The organism is Blastococcus sp. SYSU D00868, assembly GCF_054050575.1.
In genome coordinates, this window is the sequence record NZ_JBJGZO010000020.1 from 1 (window position 1) to 15,124 (window position 15,124).

Annotated in this window: 18 protein-coding genes; 13 read left to right on the forward strand and 5 right to left on the reverse strand. The window is 75.4% G+C overall.

The annotated features are described in order from the left end of the window. Positions 1–374: 374 nt before the first annotated feature. Together ACI79F_RS16405 and ACI79F_RS16410 are read right to left on the reverse strand one after the other, a co-directional pair. Complete coding sequence (locus ACI79F_RS16405) at positions 375–1,004, reverse strand: alpha-ketoglutarate-dependent dioxygenase AlkB (protein WP_456545280.1); 630 nt, start codon at positions 1,002–1,004, stop codon at positions 375–377. A gap of 55 nt (positions 1,005–1,059) precedes the next feature. Beyond that, positions 1,060–3,285, reverse strand: a complete 2,226-nt coding sequence (locus ACI79F_RS16410; protein ID WP_456545281.1) for a DEAD/DEAH box helicase — start codon at positions 3,283–3,285, stop codon at positions 1,060–1,062. A gap of 74 nt (positions 3,286–3,359) precedes the next feature. Between ACI79F_RS16410 and ACI79F_RS16415 the strand changes: the two genes are divergently transcribed. Then, positions 3,360–4,199: a PHP domain-containing protein gene (locus tag ACI79F_RS16415; RefSeq protein ID WP_456545282.1), complete on the forward strand. Its 840-nt coding sequence runs from the start codon at positions 3,360–3,362 to the stop codon at positions 4,197–4,199. On the opposite strand, the gene ACI79F_RS16420 is transcribed toward ACI79F_RS16415, so the two are convergent. After that, positions 4,196–4,735: a hypothetical protein gene (locus tag ACI79F_RS16420; protein ID WP_456545283.1), complete on the reverse strand. Its 540-nt coding sequence runs from the start codon at positions 4,733–4,735 to the stop codon at positions 4,196–4,198. The two genes, ACI79F_RS16415 and ACI79F_RS16420, sit on opposite strands and share 4 nt — an antisense overlap. A 31-nt stretch (positions 4,736–4,766) precedes the next feature. On the opposite strand from ACI79F_RS16420, the gene ACI79F_RS16425 reads away from it, so the two are divergent. Continuing rightward, the gene (locus ACI79F_RS16425; protein WP_456545284.1) at positions 4,767–5,789 is read left to right on the forward strand and encodes a carbamate kinase; all 1,023 of its coding nucleotides are present in this window, start codon (positions 4,767–4,769) and stop codon (positions 5,787–5,789) included. A gap of 4 nt (positions 5,790–5,793) precedes the next feature. Continuing rightward, entirely contained in the window at positions 5,794–6,897 is a 1,104-nt protein-coding gene (bar, locus tag ACI79F_RS16430) for a barbiturase (protein ID WP_456545285.1), read from the forward strand. A gap of 84 nt (positions 6,898–6,981) precedes the next feature. Here the strand turns inward: bar and ACI79F_RS16435 are convergent, their stop codons facing one another. Together ACI79F_RS16435 and ACI79F_RS16440 are read right to left on the reverse strand one after the other, a co-directional pair. Next, positions 6,982–7,776, reverse strand: a complete 795-nt coding sequence (locus ACI79F_RS16435; RefSeq protein WP_456545286.1) for an SDR family NAD(P)-dependent oxidoreductase — start codon at positions 7,774–7,776, stop codon at positions 6,982–6,984. A gap of 80 nt (positions 7,777–7,856) precedes the next feature. Continuing rightward, positions 7,857–8,183 carry an Ohr family peroxiredoxin gene (locus tag ACI79F_RS16440; RefSeq protein ID WP_456545287.1) on the reverse strand — a complete coding sequence of 109 codons (327 nt, stop codon included), beginning with the start codon at positions 8,181–8,183 and terminating at the stop codon, positions 7,857–7,859. 3 nt (positions 8,184–8,186) lie between these two features. Between ACI79F_RS16440 and ACI79F_RS16445 the strand changes: the two genes are divergently transcribed. From ACI79F_RS16445 to ACI79F_RS16490, 10 genes are all read left to right on the forward strand, one after another. Beyond that, positions 8,187–8,669, forward strand: a complete 483-nt coding sequence (locus ACI79F_RS16445; protein WP_456545288.1) for a TetR/AcrR family transcriptional regulator — start codon at positions 8,187–8,189, stop codon at positions 8,667–8,669. Between the two features lie 207 nt (positions 8,670–8,876). Continuing rightward, complete coding sequence (locus tag ACI79F_RS16450) at positions 8,877–9,164, forward strand: gas vesicle protein GvpO (protein WP_456545289.1); 288 nt, start codon at positions 8,877–8,879, stop codon at positions 9,162–9,164. Further along, complete coding sequence (locus ACI79F_RS16455) at positions 9,161–9,559, forward strand: gas vesicle protein (protein WP_456545290.1); 399 nt, start codon at positions 9,161–9,163, stop codon at positions 9,557–9,559. Before ACI79F_RS16450 ends, ACI79F_RS16455 begins: the two co-directional genes overlap by 4 nt. Beyond that, entirely contained in the window at positions 9,556–10,593 is a 1,038-nt protein-coding gene (locus ACI79F_RS16460) for a GvpL/GvpF family gas vesicle protein (protein ID WP_456545291.1), read from the forward strand. The genes ACI79F_RS16455 and ACI79F_RS16460 overlap by 4 nt, the downstream gene beginning before the upstream one ends. Next, on the forward strand, positions 10,583–10,783 hold the full coding sequence (gvpJ, locus tag ACI79F_RS16465) for a gas vesicle protein GvpJ (protein ID WP_456545292.1): 201 nt from the start codon (positions 10,583–10,585) through the stop codon (positions 10,781–10,783). The genes ACI79F_RS16460 and gvpJ overlap by 11 nt, the downstream gene beginning before the upstream one ends. Next, entirely contained in the window at positions 10,780–11,106 is a 327-nt protein-coding gene (locus ACI79F_RS16470) for a gas vesicle protein K (RefSeq protein ID WP_456545293.1), read from the forward strand. The genes gvpJ and ACI79F_RS16470 overlap by 4 nt, the downstream gene beginning before the upstream one ends. Next, entirely contained in the window at positions 11,103–11,549 is a 447-nt protein-coding gene (locus tag ACI79F_RS16475) for a gas vesicle structural protein GvpA (RefSeq protein ID WP_456545294.1), read from the forward strand. Before ACI79F_RS16470 ends, ACI79F_RS16475 begins: the two co-directional genes overlap by 4 nt. A 3-nt stretch (positions 11,550–11,552) precedes the next feature. After that, positions 11,553–12,296, forward strand: coding sequence for a GvpL/GvpF family gas vesicle protein (locus ACI79F_RS16480; protein ID WP_456545295.1), 744 nt, complete (start codon positions 11,553–11,555; stop codon positions 12,294–12,296). Positions 12,297–12,428: 132 nt separating this feature from the next. Continuing rightward, positions 12,429–13,970, forward strand: a complete 1,542-nt coding sequence (locus ACI79F_RS16485) for a hypothetical protein (protein WP_456545296.1) — start codon at positions 12,429–12,431, stop codon at positions 13,968–13,970. After that, complete coding sequence (locus tag ACI79F_RS16490) at positions 13,967–15,118, forward strand: SRPBCC family protein (RefSeq protein WP_456545297.1); 1,152 nt, start codon at positions 13,967–13,969, stop codon at positions 15,116–15,118. The genes ACI79F_RS16485 and ACI79F_RS16490 overlap by 4 nt, the downstream gene beginning before the upstream one ends. Positions 15,119–15,124 lie beyond the last annotated feature (6 nt).

Genomic DNA, 15,124 nt, shown 5'->3' on the forward strand with positions numbered 1-15,124 from the left:
GCTGACACTCGCGATGTCAATCAACCAAAGGAATCCCAGCACCACGAACCCGAAGATCCGCAGCACCCGGGGTATTACTTGGCACTGACTTTCGGCACGCTGTTGAGTTCTCAAGGAACGGACGCGCTCGTACTCGGGCCCTTTTGGGCTTTTGTTCGAGGCGGTGTTCTCACTGTACACCAGGCTCCGCAACAGTGGGCCCTCGGGGGGCGCTTCCGGCGGTTAGCCAGGCTGGCGGCCCGGCTCGTTCTCGCTTGGTGCAGAGAGGACAGTACACGACCTCCGGGGGGCCGTGCAGGGGGGTCCCCCGTGGCGCTCGCCACGCTCCCGCCGGTCCCTCGCGGGGGCAGCAGAGGGCTGTGCGCGCGGCGCCCTCAGAGGACGCCGCGCGGCCGGAACTGCACGCTCACGCGCGGCCCGACGGGCTTGGCGGTCTTGGGGATGCAGTGCTCCCAGGTCCGCTGGCAGGAGCCGCCCATCACCACGAGGTCTCCATGGCCGACCGGGAAGCGCTGGCTCTCCCCGCCGCCCACCGGCCGCAGCATCAGCGGCCGGGGCGACCCGAACGAGACGATGGCGACCATCGTGTCCGCCGAACGCGCGCGGCCCAGCCGGTCGCCGTGCCAGGCGACGCTGTCCCGGCCGTCGCGGTAGAGGCACATGCCGGCGCTGACGAAGGGCTCGCCGAGCTCCGGGCCGTAGTGCCGGCTCAGCGCGGCCCGCGCCTCGGCGAGCACCGGGTGCGGGAGCTCCTCGTCCCCGCCGTACCAGCGCAGCAGGCGCGGCACGTCGACCTCGCGCTCGTACATCTGCCGCCGGTCGGCCCGCCAGCCGATGTCGCCGAGGAGCACCTCGAGCACCGCCTCGGAGCCGGAGACCCACCCCGGCAGGTGGTCCACCCACGCCCCCCGGGACAGGTGGCGGCGCTGCACCCGGCCGGCGAGCGCCGTCAGCGCGGGGACCTCCGCCAGGTCCCACATCGACGGCTGGTGCGCGAGCGACATGCGGGGAGGCTACCGGACTTTCGCACAGCTGTTCGAAAAGCTGTGGACAACTGCGTCAGGCGGTCAGGGCCAGGGCGAAGGGCAGCACCCGGGAGGCGCCGGCCTGCCGGAGCTCGCGGCCGGCGACGGTCATGGTCCACCGGGAGTCCGCCAGGTCGTCGACCAGCAGCACCGGGACCGATCCCAGGTCGGCCAGGCGGGACCGCAGCTCCGGCCCGACGACGATCCGCTGCCACACGCCGGCCAGCCGGAAGGCGCTGTTGCCGCCCGGTCCGCCGGTCGGCCCGCCCTGCGCCGGGGACAGCTCGCCCAGGTAGGGCAGCCGGCCCAGCCGCGCCAGGCCCTCGGCGAGGCCGGTCACCAGCCGCGGCCGGCGGCGGGAGGGGACGGCGACGACGGCGGCCGGCCGCTCGGCCCAGTCCCACGCCCCCAGCACGCGGGCGCACGCGCGGAGCAGCTCGTCGTCCGGCGGCACGTCGGTCACCGACCGGCGCACGGGGACGTCGAAGGCGGCGTCCGGGTCCTCCTCGATGCCCGGCTCCTCCAGGTCGAGCACCACCGTGCCGCCGACGCCGTCGTCCCCGAGGAGGGTGCGCAGCCGCTGACCCCAGCCCAGGTCGGTGAGCCGGGCGACGGCCCGGCCCGGGTCCATCTGCTCGGCCGGCGCGATCTTGCCCTTCACGGCCACCCCGAGCCGGTCCGCGCCGGTCGGCCACTGCGCCCGCGGGGGGAGCTCCACCCCCGGCCGGTCCAGCACCGCCGACGCCGCCTCGGCCGCCCCGGCCGGGACCTCCGTCGGGTACCAGGGGCCGGCACAGACGTCGCACCGGCCGCAGGGCGCGGCGGTCGGGTCGTCGAGCGCCTCCTGCAGGAACGCCATCCGGCACTGCGCCTCGTCGACCGGCCGGGCGTAGGCGATCATCGCCCGCTGCTCGGCCTCCCGGGTGCGCGCGACGCGGCCGTAGCGGTCGGCGTCGTACACCCACGGCCGGCCGGTGGACCGCCAGCCGCCCTGCACCCGCTCGACCGCCCCGTCGACGGCCAGCACCTTGAGCAGCAGCTCCAGCCGGGACCGCCGGACGTCGGCCACCGTCTCCAGCCGGGCGACCGACCAGGCCTGGCCGTCGGCCATCGCGGTGAGCACCGCGGCCGCGTGGTCCTCCCGCGGCATGGAGGAGGTGGCGAACCACTGCCAGATCGCCAGGTCCTCGGGGCCGGGCAGCAGCAGGACGTCGGCGTGCTCCACCGCGCGGCCGGCGCGCCCCACCTGCTGGTAGTAGCTGACCGGGGACGACGGCGCCCCCAGGTGGACGACGAAGCCGAGGTCGGGCTTGTCGAACCCCATGCCGAGCGCCGAGGTCGCGACGAGCGCCTTGACCCGGTTCTCCCGGAGCGCCTCCTCGGCGTCCTTGCGGTCGGCGTCGTCGAGCCGGCCGGTGTAGGCGCGCACCTCGTGCCCGGCGTCGCGCAGCAGCGACGCGGTCTCCTCGGCGGCCGCGACCGTGAGCGTGTAGACGATCCCGCTGCCCGGCAGGTCGCCCAGGTGCGCGGCGAGCCAGGCCAGCCGGGCGCGGTCGGTGGGCAGCCGGAGCACCCCCAGGCGCAGCGAGTCCCGCGCCAGCGGCCCGCGGACGGTGGTCACCTCCACGCCGCCGGCGCCGAGCTGCTCGGCGACGTCGTCCACCACCCGCTCGTTCGCCGTCGCGGTGGTGGCCAGCACCGGGGTGCCCGCCGGCAGCGTGCCCAGCAGGTCGCGGATGCGGCGGTAGTCGGGCCGGAAGTCGTGCCCCCAGTCGGAGACGCAGTGCGCCTCGTCGACGACCAGCAGGCCGCAGCGGGCGACCAGGCCGGGCAGCTGCTCCTCGCGGAAGCGCGGGTTGGTGAGCCGCTCGGGGGAGACCAGCAGCACGTCGACGTCGTCGGCGGCCAGGCGGGCGGCGACGTCGTCCCACTCCGTGGCGTTGGCGCTGGAGATCTCGACCGCCTTGATGCCGGCCCGCGCGGCCGCGGCCACCTGGTCGCGCATGAGCGCGAGCAGCGGGCTCACCAGCAGGGTCGGGCCGGCACCGCGGCGGCGCAGCAGCGCCGTGGAGACGAAGTAGACGGCCGACTTGCCCCAGCCGGTGCGCTGCACCACCAGGGCCCGCTGGGAGCGCTCGACCAGCGCGGCGACCGCGGCGTCCTGCCCCTCCCGGAACTCCGCGTCGGGCCGGCCGGTGAGCTCGCGCAGCACCTCCAGCGCCTCGGCGGCCGTGTCGGACGTCGGCAGGGCGGTGGTCATGCGCCCGACAGTAGGCACCGCCGCGGACATCCCGCGGCGCCGCTGTGGACGGCGACGCGAGAGGATGGAGCGCGATGCCGCCCCGTGAGGACCAGACGCCGCCGCCCGACAACCACGTCCACACCGGGTGGTCGTGGGACACCGCGACCACCTCGACGATGGCGCGCGCCTGCGAGCGGGCCGTGGCGCTGGGGCTGCCTGCCATCGCCTTCACCGAGCACCTGGACTTCACCGTCTGGGACCCCGACGACCGCGCCACCGACGAGGGCCTCGTCGAGCGGCACGCCTCCCGGCACGCCGAGATCGACGTCGAGGGCTACTTCGCCGAGCTCGAGGAGGTCCGCGACCGCTTCCCCGGGCTGCGCATCCTGTCCGGCGTCGAGGCCGGCGAGCCGCACCTGTTCTCCGCCAGCGTCGCCGCCCACCTCCGCCGGGGGCCGGTGGACCGGGTGCTGGGCTCGCTGCACTCGCTCTCGCGGGGCGACCGGCTCTACGGCGTCGGCCACCTGCTGTGGGAGGACGCCGACGGCACCATGCGCCGCTACCTCGCCGAGGTCGTCGACATGGTCGAGTCCAGCGACGTCTTCCAGGTGCTCGCGCACGTGGACTTCCCCCGCCGCTACTGGCCGGGCGGCACCTCCCGCTTCGTCGAGAAGGACTACGAGGAGGAGTACCGGGCGGTCTTCCGCGCGCTGGCGGGGACCGGCCGGGCGCTCGAGGTGAACACCAGCAGCCCGCTGGCCTCCGCCGACCAGGTGCGCTGGTTCCGCGAGGAGGGCGGCGAGGCGGTCTCCTTCGGCAGCGACGCGCACCAGCCCGGCGCGGTCGGCCAGCGGTTCGACCTGGCCGTGGACGTCGTCGAGGCGGCCGGCTTCCGGCCCGGCCGCGACCCGTTCGACTTCTGGCGGCGCTAGCCCGCCACCGGCCCGCCGTCGGCGACGCGGTCCAGCGCCGCCCGCCAGATCCGCGGGAAGGCGATCGGGCCGAGCACCCGCTGCAGCAGGAGCACCCCCTTCCCGCGCAGCCCGCGGCCGCCGGAGTGGCGCATCGTCACCGCGACCGAGCTGCCGCCGCCGGCCCGCGGGCTGATCCGGATCTCGCCGGTGCCGTGGTCGCAGTGGTCGCTGTCGAGCAGCGTCCAGGTCACGCGGTCCGGTGTCGGCCACTCGTAGCGGAGCAGCACCCACAGCTTCACGCCGGCGCTGCCCTCCTTCAGGACGGCCCACCCCTCGCCGTGCTCCCGCACCTCGTACTTCTCGGGGTCCAGGCTCTTCGACCAGACCTCCAGCCGGCGATCGCTCGCGTCGGTGAGGGCGGCGAGGACCTCGTCGGGGGTGGCGCGGGTGTCGAAGGCGAAGCGGACCAGCACGGGCGCCTCCTCGGGGAGGCTGCCGATCGTCCCCGTCCGGCCGGCCCCTCGGACAGGGGCGATCGGCACCAGGTACTTCACCGCTAAGCAACTCCTCGCTAGGGTCGCCGGGGTGACCCTCCCCCGCCGCGTCGTGGTCGCGCTCGGGGGCAACGCCATGACCGGGCCCGACGGCTCGGCCACCCCCGCCGCCCAGCGCGCCGCCCTCGCGGTGGCGGCCGGGCACGTCGCGGAGCTCGTGGCGGCCGGTGTCGAGGTGGTGGTCACCCACGGCAACGGCCCCCAGGTGGGCAACCTGCTGGTCAAGAACGAGCTGGCCGCGCACGAGGTGCCGCCGGTGCCGCTGGACTGGAACGTCGCGCAGACCCAGGCGACCATCGGCTTCACCCTCGCCGACGAGCTCGACGCGGCGCTGGCCGCCCGCGGGCTGCCGCAGCGGACCGCCGCCCTCGTCACCCGCACGCTGGTCGACGCGGCGGACCCGGGGTTCGCCGTCCCGACCAAGCCGGTCGGGCGGTTCCTCCCCCGCGAGCAGGCCGAGCGGTTCATCGCCCTCGGGCAGACGTGGGAGGACCGCGGGCCGCGGGGCTGGCGCCGGGTGGTCGCCTCGCCGGAGCCGCTGTCGGTCGTCGACTCCCCGGCGATCCACGCGCTGGCCGCGGCCGGGTTCGTCGTCGTCTGCGCGGGCGGCGGCGGGATCCCGGTCGCTGACGACGGGCCCGCGCTGCGCGGCGTCGAGGCGGTCATCGACAAGGACCTGACCGCCGCGGTGCTGGCCCGCGACGTCGCCGCGGACGCCCTCGTCCTGGCCACCGACGTCCCGAACGTCATGGTCGGCTTCGGCACGCCGCAGGCCCGCGCCCTGGGCCGGGTCACCCCCGCGGAGCTGCGCACGCACGCCGCGGCCGGCGAGTTCGCCCGCGGCAGCATGGCCCCGAAGGTGGAGGCCGTCCTGCGCTTCGTGACCGGCGGCGGAGCGCGCGCCGTCGTCACCTCGCTCGAGCACATCACCGACGCCGTCACCGGGGACGACGTCGGCACCGTCCTGCAGAAGGACCCTCCTGCCCCCCACCGCTCGCAGGCTCGCGGCGGGTCCCCGCAGGAGGGCCACATCCCGACGACGAAGGAAGAGTGAGCGAATGCCCGCACCGATCGAGGTCCGCAAGGTCCCCCTGCACAACGTCAGCGACGCCTCCGAGCTGGCCAAGCTCATCGACGAGGGCGTCATGGAGGCCGACCGGGTCGTCGCCGTGATCGGCAAGACGGAGGGCAACGGCGGCGTCAACGACTACACGCGGATCATCGCCGACCGGGCCTTCCGCGAGGTGCTGCTGGAGAAGGGCAGCCGCTCCAAGGAGGAGGTCGGCGAGATCCCGATCGTGTGGTCGGGCGGGACGGACGGCGTCATCAGCCCGCACGCGACGATCTTCGCCACGCTGCCCGAGGACGCCGTGGAGAAGACCGACGAGCCGCGGCTGACCGTCGGCTACGCGATGAGCGACGTGCTGCTGCCCGAGGACATCGGCCGCATCTCCATGGTGGAGAAGGTCGCCGAGGGAGTGAAGCGCGCGATGGAGGCCGCGGGGATCACCGACCCGGCCGACGTCCACTACGTGCAGACCAAGACGCCGCTGCTGACCATCGAGACCATCCGCGACGCCAAGAACCGCGGCAAGGACACCTACTACGACGAGCCGCACGGCTCGATGGACCTCTCCAACGGCACCACCGCGCTCGGCATCGCGGTCGCGCTCGGCGAGATCGAGATGCCGGAGCAGGAGCAGGTCATGCGCGACCTGTCGCTGTACAGCGCGGTCGCGTCGTGCTCGTCGGGCGTGGAGCTGGACCGGGCGCAGATCGTCGTCGTCGGCAACGCCCGGGGGCACGGCGGCGACTACCGGATCGGCCACTCGGTCATGAAGGACGCCCTGGACCAGGACGGTATCTGGGACGCCATCCGCCAGGCCGGGCTCGAGCTGCCCGAGCGCCCGCACGTCAGCGACCTCGGCGACCGGCTGGTCAACGTCTTCCTCAAGTGCGAGGCCGACCCGACCGGCTACGTGCGCGGCCGGCGCAACGCGATGCTCGACGACTCCGACGTCTTCTGGCACCGGCAGATCAAGGCGACCGTCGGCGGCGTCGCGGCGTCGGTGACCGGCGACCCGGCGGTGTTCGTGTCGGTGGCCGCGGTGCACCAGGGCCCGTCCGGCGGCGGCCCGGTCGCGGCGATCGTCAAGGCCTGACGCGCGACGAGATCTGCACACTCGTCGCCGTCGGCGGCTGATGGCGACGAGTGTGCAGATCTCGCGGTGGGACGGCGGCGCAGGTCAGGGGAGGATGGCGTCGACGTAGCCGCCGTCGACCCGCAGCGCGCCGCCCGTCGTGGCCGAGGCCAGCGGAGAGGCGAGGTAGACGCACATGTTGGCGATCTCCTCCGGCTCGATCAGCCGCTGCAGCAGCGAGTGGGGCCGGTGCCGGAGCATGAACTCGCGCTGCGCCTCGTCCCACGGGAGGTCGTCGCCGACCAGCGACCGCACGAAGTCCTCGACGCCGCCGGTGTGCGTCGGCCCGGCGATCACCGAGTTGACGGTGACGCCGGAGCCCGCGGCCTCCTTGGCGAAGCCGCGGGAGACCGCCAGCAGCGCGGTCTTGGAGACGCCGTAGTGGACCATCTCGGCCGGGATCGCGACGGCCGAGTCGCTGGCGATGTACTGCACCCGGCCCCAGCCCCGCTCGCGCATGCCCGGCAGGTACGCGCGGGTCAGCCGGACGGCGGTGAGCACGTTCGTCTCGAAGTAGCGGCGCCACTCGTCGTCGGTGATCTCCAGGGCGGGCCGCGCGCCGAAGACGCCGAGGTTGTTCACGAGGACGTCGACCGCGGGGGCGGCGTCGAGCAGGGCCGCCGTCCCCTCGTCGGTGGTGACGTCCCCCGCGACGGTGCGCACGTCGGCGTCCGCCACCTCCGCGCGCAGACCCGCCGCGGCGGCGTCCAGCCGGCCGGCGTCGCGGCCGGTGAGGACGACGGCGGCGCCGGCGCGGGCCAGGCCGGTGGCGATCGCCAGGCCGATGCCCTGCGACGAGCCGGTGACGACGGCGGTGCGGCCGCCCAGGTCCAGGCGCACGGGTTCCTCCTCGGTCGACGGCGCGGTCCCCGGGGGCAAGGCCGCCGCCGGCGGGGCTGTTCCCGCCGGCGGCGCGCCGCTCAGGCGACCGTGGCCGACAGGGTGACCGGCACGTTGCCGCGCGTGGCGTTCGAGTAGGGGCACACCCGGTGGACGGCCTCGACGAGGTCGTCGGCGGCGGCCTGGTCGACGCCGCCCAGCTCGACCTCCAGCGCGACGCTCAGCCCGAACCCCCCGGCGTCGTCCGCGCCGATGCCGACCTCGGCGGTGACGGCCGACTCGGTGATCTGCAGGCCCTTCTGGCGGGCGACCAGCCTCAGCGCCGAGTGGAAGCACGCGGCGTACCCGGCGGCGAAGAGCTGCTCGGGGTTGCGGCCGCCGAGCTCTTCTACGCCGAGGGGCTGCACACCGTGGGGGTCGACCGCATCGTGGGCGCCGCCGGCATCACCCGGGCCACCTTCTACCGGCACTTCCCCGGCAAGGAGGACCTGGTCGTCGCCTACCTGCGCCGGGTGGACGACGCGGTGCGCGAGTACGTCGGCGGGCCGCCGGCCGACCCCGCGGCCGCCGTCGCCCAGCTGCAGCGGCTCACCGTGGCCATCGCCGACCAGCTGTGCCGGCCGGGTTTCCGCGGCTGCGCGTTCATCAACGCCGCGGCCGAGCACCCCGACCCGGTCGACCCGGTGCACCGCGCCGTCGCCGAGCACCGCGCCTGGCTCGCCGAGACCGTCGTCCGGGCCTTCCGCACCGCCGGGCACCCGCAGCCGGAGGAGGCCGGCCGGCGCTACGTGATGCTCCGCGACGGCGCCATGGTCGCCGGCTACCTCGGCGACGCCGCCGCCGCGGCGGCCACCCTCTCGGCGGGGGTCGCCGACCTCCTCGCCGCCGCCTGAGGTGCCCTGCGCGGACCGCCCGCGGGCCGGCCGGTGACTCACACGGGTGTCACCCGGCCGGGTGACACCGCTCCGGTAGACGCGCTGCTCGGGGGCGGTTTCCCCGGCTCCTGACACACACACGACCCGTTTGGGTGAACGGCCGGTCGGGTACCGCGTGGCTTCCACGGGGGCCCGACCTGTACGGCCGAGCGAGTGGATGACGACGTGTCCGAGAACGGATCTCGCGGAGGGAACGGCGGCGGTCTCGTCGGTGCGGTCCGGGCTGCTCTGGAGCAGTTCGCCGACCTCACCGGCCTGGACCCGGCCGGGGCGACCGGCGTCCGCCGCGACGGCGACGGCTGGTCGGTCCTCGTCGACGTCGTGGAGATGGAGCGGATCCCCTCCACGACCAGCGTGATGGCCACCTACCGGGTGGACATGGACGGCGCCGGCAACCTGGCCGGCTACGAGCGGCTGCGGCGCTTCACGCGCGGCTCGGTGGACGCCTCGTGAGCAACGAACCCGCGCTGCGCCGCGTCTCCTCCCCCGGCCTCGGGGGCGGCGGCGGTGCCCTGGGCCGCCAGCCGGACTCGCTGGCCGACGTCCTCGAGCGCGTCCTCGACAAGGGGATCGTGATCGCCGGGGACATCGTCGTGAACGTCCTGGACATCGAGCTGCTGACGCTCAAGCTGCGCCTGTTCGTCTCCTCCGCCGAGACCGCCCGCGAGATGGGCCTGGACTGGTGGTCGCGCGACCCGTTCTTCTCCGGCCAGCAGGCGGAGGTCCCGGCCGGGGACGGCGACGAGGTGCGCGCCCTGCGGGACCGCGTGGCCGAGCTGGAGGAGCTGGTGCGTCGCGCCGGTCTCCCGGCCGGTGGGCGGCAGCCGGCAGCGGAGGACCGCACGTGACCGAGGACGACGTGGTCGCCGGGCTGGTCCGGGCGGCGGCTCCCGAGGTGCTCGCCGACGCCCTGATCCGCGCGCGCGAGCTGGCGACGACCCGGCTCGCCGACCGGCTGGCCGACGCCCTGGTCGCCGCGGCGCTCGCCGGGGCCGCGCCCCCGGCGGCCGTGCCCACCCCGCGGTCCGGCCGGGCCCGCCCTGCGCCGGACCGTCCCGAGCCCGCCCGTCCCGAGCCGATCCCGACCGAGTCCGTGGAGCCCGCACGGTCCGGGCCGGCCCCGGCCGCTGCGCCCACGACGGCCCTGTACGCCTACGCGATCACCCCCGCCGGCTCCCCCGTGCCGGACGCGGAGCCGCTGGCCGGCGGCGAGCGGCTGACCCGCGTGGCCGACGGCGACCTCGCCCTGCTGGTGAGTTCGGTCGAGCCGGCCCGCCTGCGGGTGGACCAGGACGACCTGAGCGAGACGGGGCCGCTGGCCACGCTCGTCCGCGGCCACGACGCCGTCCTCACCGCGGCGGCCGCGGCCGGCCCGGTGCTGCCGCTGCGGTTCGGCACGGTCGTGCCCGACGAGGACGCCGCCCGCCGGCTGCTGCGCACCCACGGCGCGTCGGCCCGCGAGCAGCTCGACCGGATCGGCGACGCCCGGGAGTGGGGCGTCCGCCTGGTGCGGACCCTCGCCGAGCCCGCCCCCGCGGCCGCCGGCGGCGAGGTGAGCGGCACCGAGTTCCTCGCCCAGCGGCGGCGGGCCCTCACCGAGGCCGAGGAGGCCGGCGCGGTCGCCGAGCGGGCCAGCCGGCGGGTGGAGGAGGCGCTCGCGCCGCTCACCCGCGCGAGTCTGCGCCGCGGCGGCTCCCCCGGCTCCTCCCTGCTGCTGGACCTCGCCTACCTGGTCGAGCCCGGCCGCGAGGCGGAGGTCACCGCCGCGCTCGAGCGGCTGGCGGCCGAGGAGGCCGCGCACGGGCTCGGCGTGGAGCTGACCGGCCCGTGGCCGCCGTACTCCTTCGCCAGCCTGGAGGAGGGAGGCCCCGGTGGAGCGTGACCGTCCCGGGATCCTCGGCGGGGACCGCCGCGGCACCAGCCTGGTCGAGCTGCTCGACCGGGTGGTCGCCCGCGGCGCCTACGTCGGCGGCGACGTCGTCATCGGGCTGGCCGGCATCGACCTGGTCCGGCTGGACCTGCGGCTGCTGCTGACCTCGGTCGGCGGCCCGGACCGGGAGGCGACCCCGTGACCGGCCCGCTGCGCCCGGCGGCGAGCGGCCCGCGCCGCCTGGAGGGCTCCGGCGAGGACGTCGGCCGCGGCCTGGGCCGCCTGGTGGTGACCCTGCTGGACGTCGTCCGGCAGGTCGTGGAGCGCCAGGCCCTGCGCCGGGTCGACGCCGGCGACCTCGACGCCGAGCAGATCGAGCGGCTCGGCCGGGCCCTGATGCAGCTGGAGGTCACCTTCGACGAGCTGATCGAGCACTTCGGCGTGGAGCCGAACGACGTGTACCTGCCCATCGACCTGGACGCCCTCGTCCGACCGTCCGCCGTCCCCACCTGGAGGACCCCATGACCATGGCCAGCGTCAACCGCGCCCCCCGCCCCAGCAGCCTCGCCGACGTCCTCGACGTCGTCCTGGACAAGGGCATCGTCATCGACGCCTACGTCCGGGTGGCGCTCGTCGGCATCGAGCTGCTCACCATCGACGCGCGCATCGTGATCGCCAGCGTCGACACCTACCTGCGCTTCGCCGAGGCCGTGAACCGGCTCGACCTGCAGCCGCAGGACCAGGTCGCCGGGCTGCCCGGCCTCATGCGCGAGATCACCCAGGGCGGGTCCAAGGCCAAGACCAAGGGCGCGCTGTCCGGCGCCCGCGAGACCGCGTCCGACGTGCTCGGCTCGATCACCGGCCGCAACCGGGACGACGACGAGGACGACGACCGCAGCGGCAACGGCAGCCGGCGGCGCGAGGACCGCGGCGCCCCGGCCACCCGCCGGGCGAAGCAGCGGGACTGAGCCGTGCTGCTCGTCCACGGCGTGCTGCGCGCCCCCGACGCCGGGGCGCTCGCCCGGGTGCCGGGGCCGTCGGCCCGCGCGGTGGCCGAGGGCCGGCTGGCGGCGGTCGTCTCCGAGGCGCCGGCCGGCGACCTCACCGAGGACGACGCCGTCGCGCACCTGGACCTGCTGGTCGCGCTCGTCGCCGAGGTGCCGGTGCTGCCGCTCGCCCTGGGCACGGTCGCGCCGGACGACGACGCCGTCCGGGCCGAGGTGCTGGCGCCGGCCGCCGACGACCTCACCGCGCGGCTGGACGCCGTCGCCGACCTCGTGGAGCTCCGCCTGGACCTGGAGTTCGACGTCGACGCGACGGTCGCCGCGATCGCGCACCGGGACCCGGACGTGCTCGCCCTGGCCGAGCGCAGCCGTGCGCGGGGCGCGGGCACCGCGGAACGGATGGCGCTCGGCGAGGCGGTCGCCCTCCGGGTGGCCGGGGAGCACGCCGACCTCGCCGCCGCCTGGACGGCCCCGCTGACCGCGGTGGCCGAGTCGAGCACCGTGCTGCACGAGGACGAGCAGCGACACCGCACCGCCCACCTCGTGCGCCGCGACCGGCTCCCCGACGCCGACGCCGCCGTCGCCGACCTGCGGGAGGCGGCCGAGGGCCGGGCGGCGGTCGAGTACGTCGGGCCGCTGCCGGTCTACAGCTTCCTGGACCAGGTGGCCGCGCCCGCGTCACCCGCCCCGGCCTCGCGCTGGGGGTGGTGACGACACGTTCGTGAGCACGGGGGTGCAGGACCGAGACAGCAGTCCACGCCAGGGCCCCGAGCCCTCCGGCACAGCAGGAGGAGTGCAGTGACCGAGAGCCCCAACACACCAGCCGTTCCCTCGATATCGGACATGCCGACCAACCCAGCCATGCTCAAGCTGGGTGCCGTCGCACTCGGCGCGTACTTCCTCGGCCGGTTCAAGAAGGGCCGGACCGGCCTCAAGTTCGCCATGTGGCTCGCGGGCGCACGAGGCGGCATGGACCCCAAGCGCATGCTGCGCGAGAGCCTGGTCGCGCTGGCCAACAGCGCCGAGGGCAAGGAGCTGCTCGGCCAGCTCCGCGGCCCGGTGCTGCAGGCCGGCAAGACCGCCGCCCAGGCCACCTGGGAGACCCAGGTCGCCGCCCTCACCAAGGCGCTGGAGCAGCGCACCGCGGCGCTCACCGAGGGCGTGCAGAAGGCCGCCGAGAAGGCCTCGGACACGGCGGGCCAGGCGGCCGACACCGCCGGGGACGCCGCCGGCCAGGCCACCGACACCGCGGGCCAGGCGGCCGACACCGCCGGGGACGCCGCCGGCCAGGCCACCGACACCGCCACCGAGACCGCGGGCGGGGCGGTCGGCCGCGTCGGCGACGCCGTCGGCCGGCTGACCGGCAAGGGGAAGAAGGGCAGGAAGAAGGCCAGGCGACAGGAGTCCGAGGACGCCGAGGGCGCAGAGGACGCCGAGGGCGCCGACGACACCCGGAGCCAGGACGGCGACGGGCGCGCCGCCGCGCTCGCCGGCGGCGCCGGCAGCGTGACCAGCCGGGTCCCGGCCGGAGCCGACGAGGACGAGGACACCGAGGAGGACAGCGGCGGGGCCGAGGACCAGGACACCGACGAGGCCGACGACACCGCGGCCGCGGAGCCCGAGGCCGGCGAGGACGAGGAGGACGCCGGGGACGAGGCCGAGGCCGACGAGGACCTCGAGGACGAGGACACCGACGAGGACACCGACGAGGACACCGACGAGGCCGACGAGGACCTCGAGGACCTCGAGGACGAGGAAGACGCCGGGGACGAGGCCGAGGCCGACGAGGACCTCGAGGACGAGGACACCGACGAGGACACCGACGAGGACACCGACGAGGACACCGACGAGGCCGACGAGGACCTCGAGGACGAGGAAGACGCCGGGGACGAGGCCGAGGCCGACGAGGACCTCGACGACGAGGGCGAGGACCTCGAGGACGAGGACGACACCGCGGCCGAGGACGAGATCGAGGACGAGGCCGACGAGGACCTCGAGGACGAGGACGACACCGCGGCCGAGGCCGAGGCCGAGGACCGGGAGGGCGACGAGGACACCGGCGACACCGAGGACACCAGCGACACCGAGGGCGACACCGAGGAGGAGGCCGACACCGCCCAGGCCGCGCCGGAGCCGGAACGGCCGCGCCGGCGGCGGAAGCGGGCACCCGAGCAGCCCGGACCGGAGGCCAAGCCGGTGGAGGAGGCCACGCCGCTCGACGTCCCCGATCGCCCCCGCAAGAAGAAGGCCCCGGCCAAGCGCGCCGCCGCCCGCGCCGAGACCGACGGAGGCGGCGGCGAGGACGGCGGCGACGCCCCCGCCCGCCGCGCGAAGCCCGCGAGCCGCGCACCCCGCCGTCCCCGCAAGGAAGGAGCCCGCGCATGACCAGCACGGAGAACCGAGACACCGGTGGAGGCGGCGGCCTGCTCAGCACGCTGCGGAACAACCCCGCCGTCCACCAGCTCGGCGAGGCCGCCAAGGACTACGCGCGCGCCCGTGGCGCCGACGCGGTGAAGAAGGTCGGCGGCAAGCTGACCGGCGTCACCGGGTCGCTGACGGACAAGGCCGAGGGCGGCGGCTTCAAGTCCGCTGCGGTGTCCAAGGCGGTTGAGAAGGTGGCCCAGGGCGAGAGCCCGGTCAAGGCCGCGTTCTCGGGCGTCGGCGCCGGCATCAAGGAGAAGGTGAAGAGCGCCTTCGGCAAGAGCGGCGGCGGGGGCAACAAGAAGTTCGTCACGATCATCGAGGACATCACCATCGGCGTCCCCGTCGACGTGGCCTACGACCAGTGGACCCAGTTCCAGGAGTTCGCCAGCTTCACCAAGGGCGTCGAGTCGGTCGACCAGGCCGACGAGGTGACCAGCAACTGGAAGGTCAAGGTCGCCAAGTCGCGGCGCTCCTGGCAGGCCAAGGTCACCGAGCAGATCCCCGACCGGCGGATCGTGTGGACCACCGAGGGCGCCAAGGCGACCACCAAGGGCGTCGTCACGTTCCACCCGCTGGCCGACGACCTCACGCAGGTCCTGCTGGTCATGGAGTACTACCCGAAGGGCCTGTTCGAGAAGACCGGCAACATCTGGCGGGCCCAGGGCCGGCGCGCGCGGCTGGACCTCAAGCACTTCCGCCGCTTCGTCATGTTCCGCAACGAGGCCACGGGCAGCTGGCGCGGGGAGATCCGCGACGGCGAGGTCGTCCGCGGTCCGGACGAGGGCGAGGAGGAGCGCCGGTCCTACGCGTCCGAGGGCTCCGAGGAGCTCACCGGGCAGACCCAGGACACGGGCGACGAGGACGCCGGTGACGAGTACGCCGAGGACGAGGACTACGACGAGTCCGCCGAGGACGAGGACGAGGGGTACGACGAGGACGAGGACGAGGACGAGGACTACGACGAGGAGGACGAGGAGGAGGACGAGGACGAGGAGGCCGACGGCGACACCGGCTACGAGGACGAGGTCGCGGCCACCGAGGAGGAGCCCGAGGAGGAGCCCGCGCCACCGGCCCGCCGCCGTCGCCGGGAGCCGGTCGGCGCTCGCTGAGAGAGG

Coding starts and splice junctions, on each gene's coding strand:
- ACI79F_RS16405 (WP_456545280.1), bottom strand. CDS start 1,004: ATGTCGCTCGCGCACCAGCCGTCGATGTGGGACCTGGCGGAGGTCCCC.
- ACI79F_RS16410 (WP_456545281.1), bottom strand. CDS start 3,285: ATGACCACCGCCCTGCCGACGTCCGACACGGCCGCCGAGGCGCTGGAG.
- ACI79F_RS16475 (WP_456545294.1), top strand. CDS start 11,103: ATGACCATGGCCAGCGTCAACCGCGCCCCCCGCCCCAGCAGCCTCGCC.
- ACI79F_RS16485 (WP_456545296.1), top strand. CDS start 12,429: ATGCCGACCAACCCAGCCATGCTCAAGCTGGGTGCCGTCGCACTCGGC.
- ACI79F_RS16415 (WP_456545282.1), top strand. CDS start 3,360: ATGCCGCCCCGTGAGGACCAGACGCCGCCGCCCGACAACCACGTCCAC.
- bar (WP_456545285.1), top strand. CDS start 5,794: ATGCCCGCACCGATCGAGGTCCGCAAGGTCCCCCTGCACAACGTCAGC.
- ACI79F_RS16490 (WP_456545297.1), top strand. CDS start 13,967: ATGACCAGCACGGAGAACCGAGACACCGGTGGAGGCGGCGGCCTGCTC.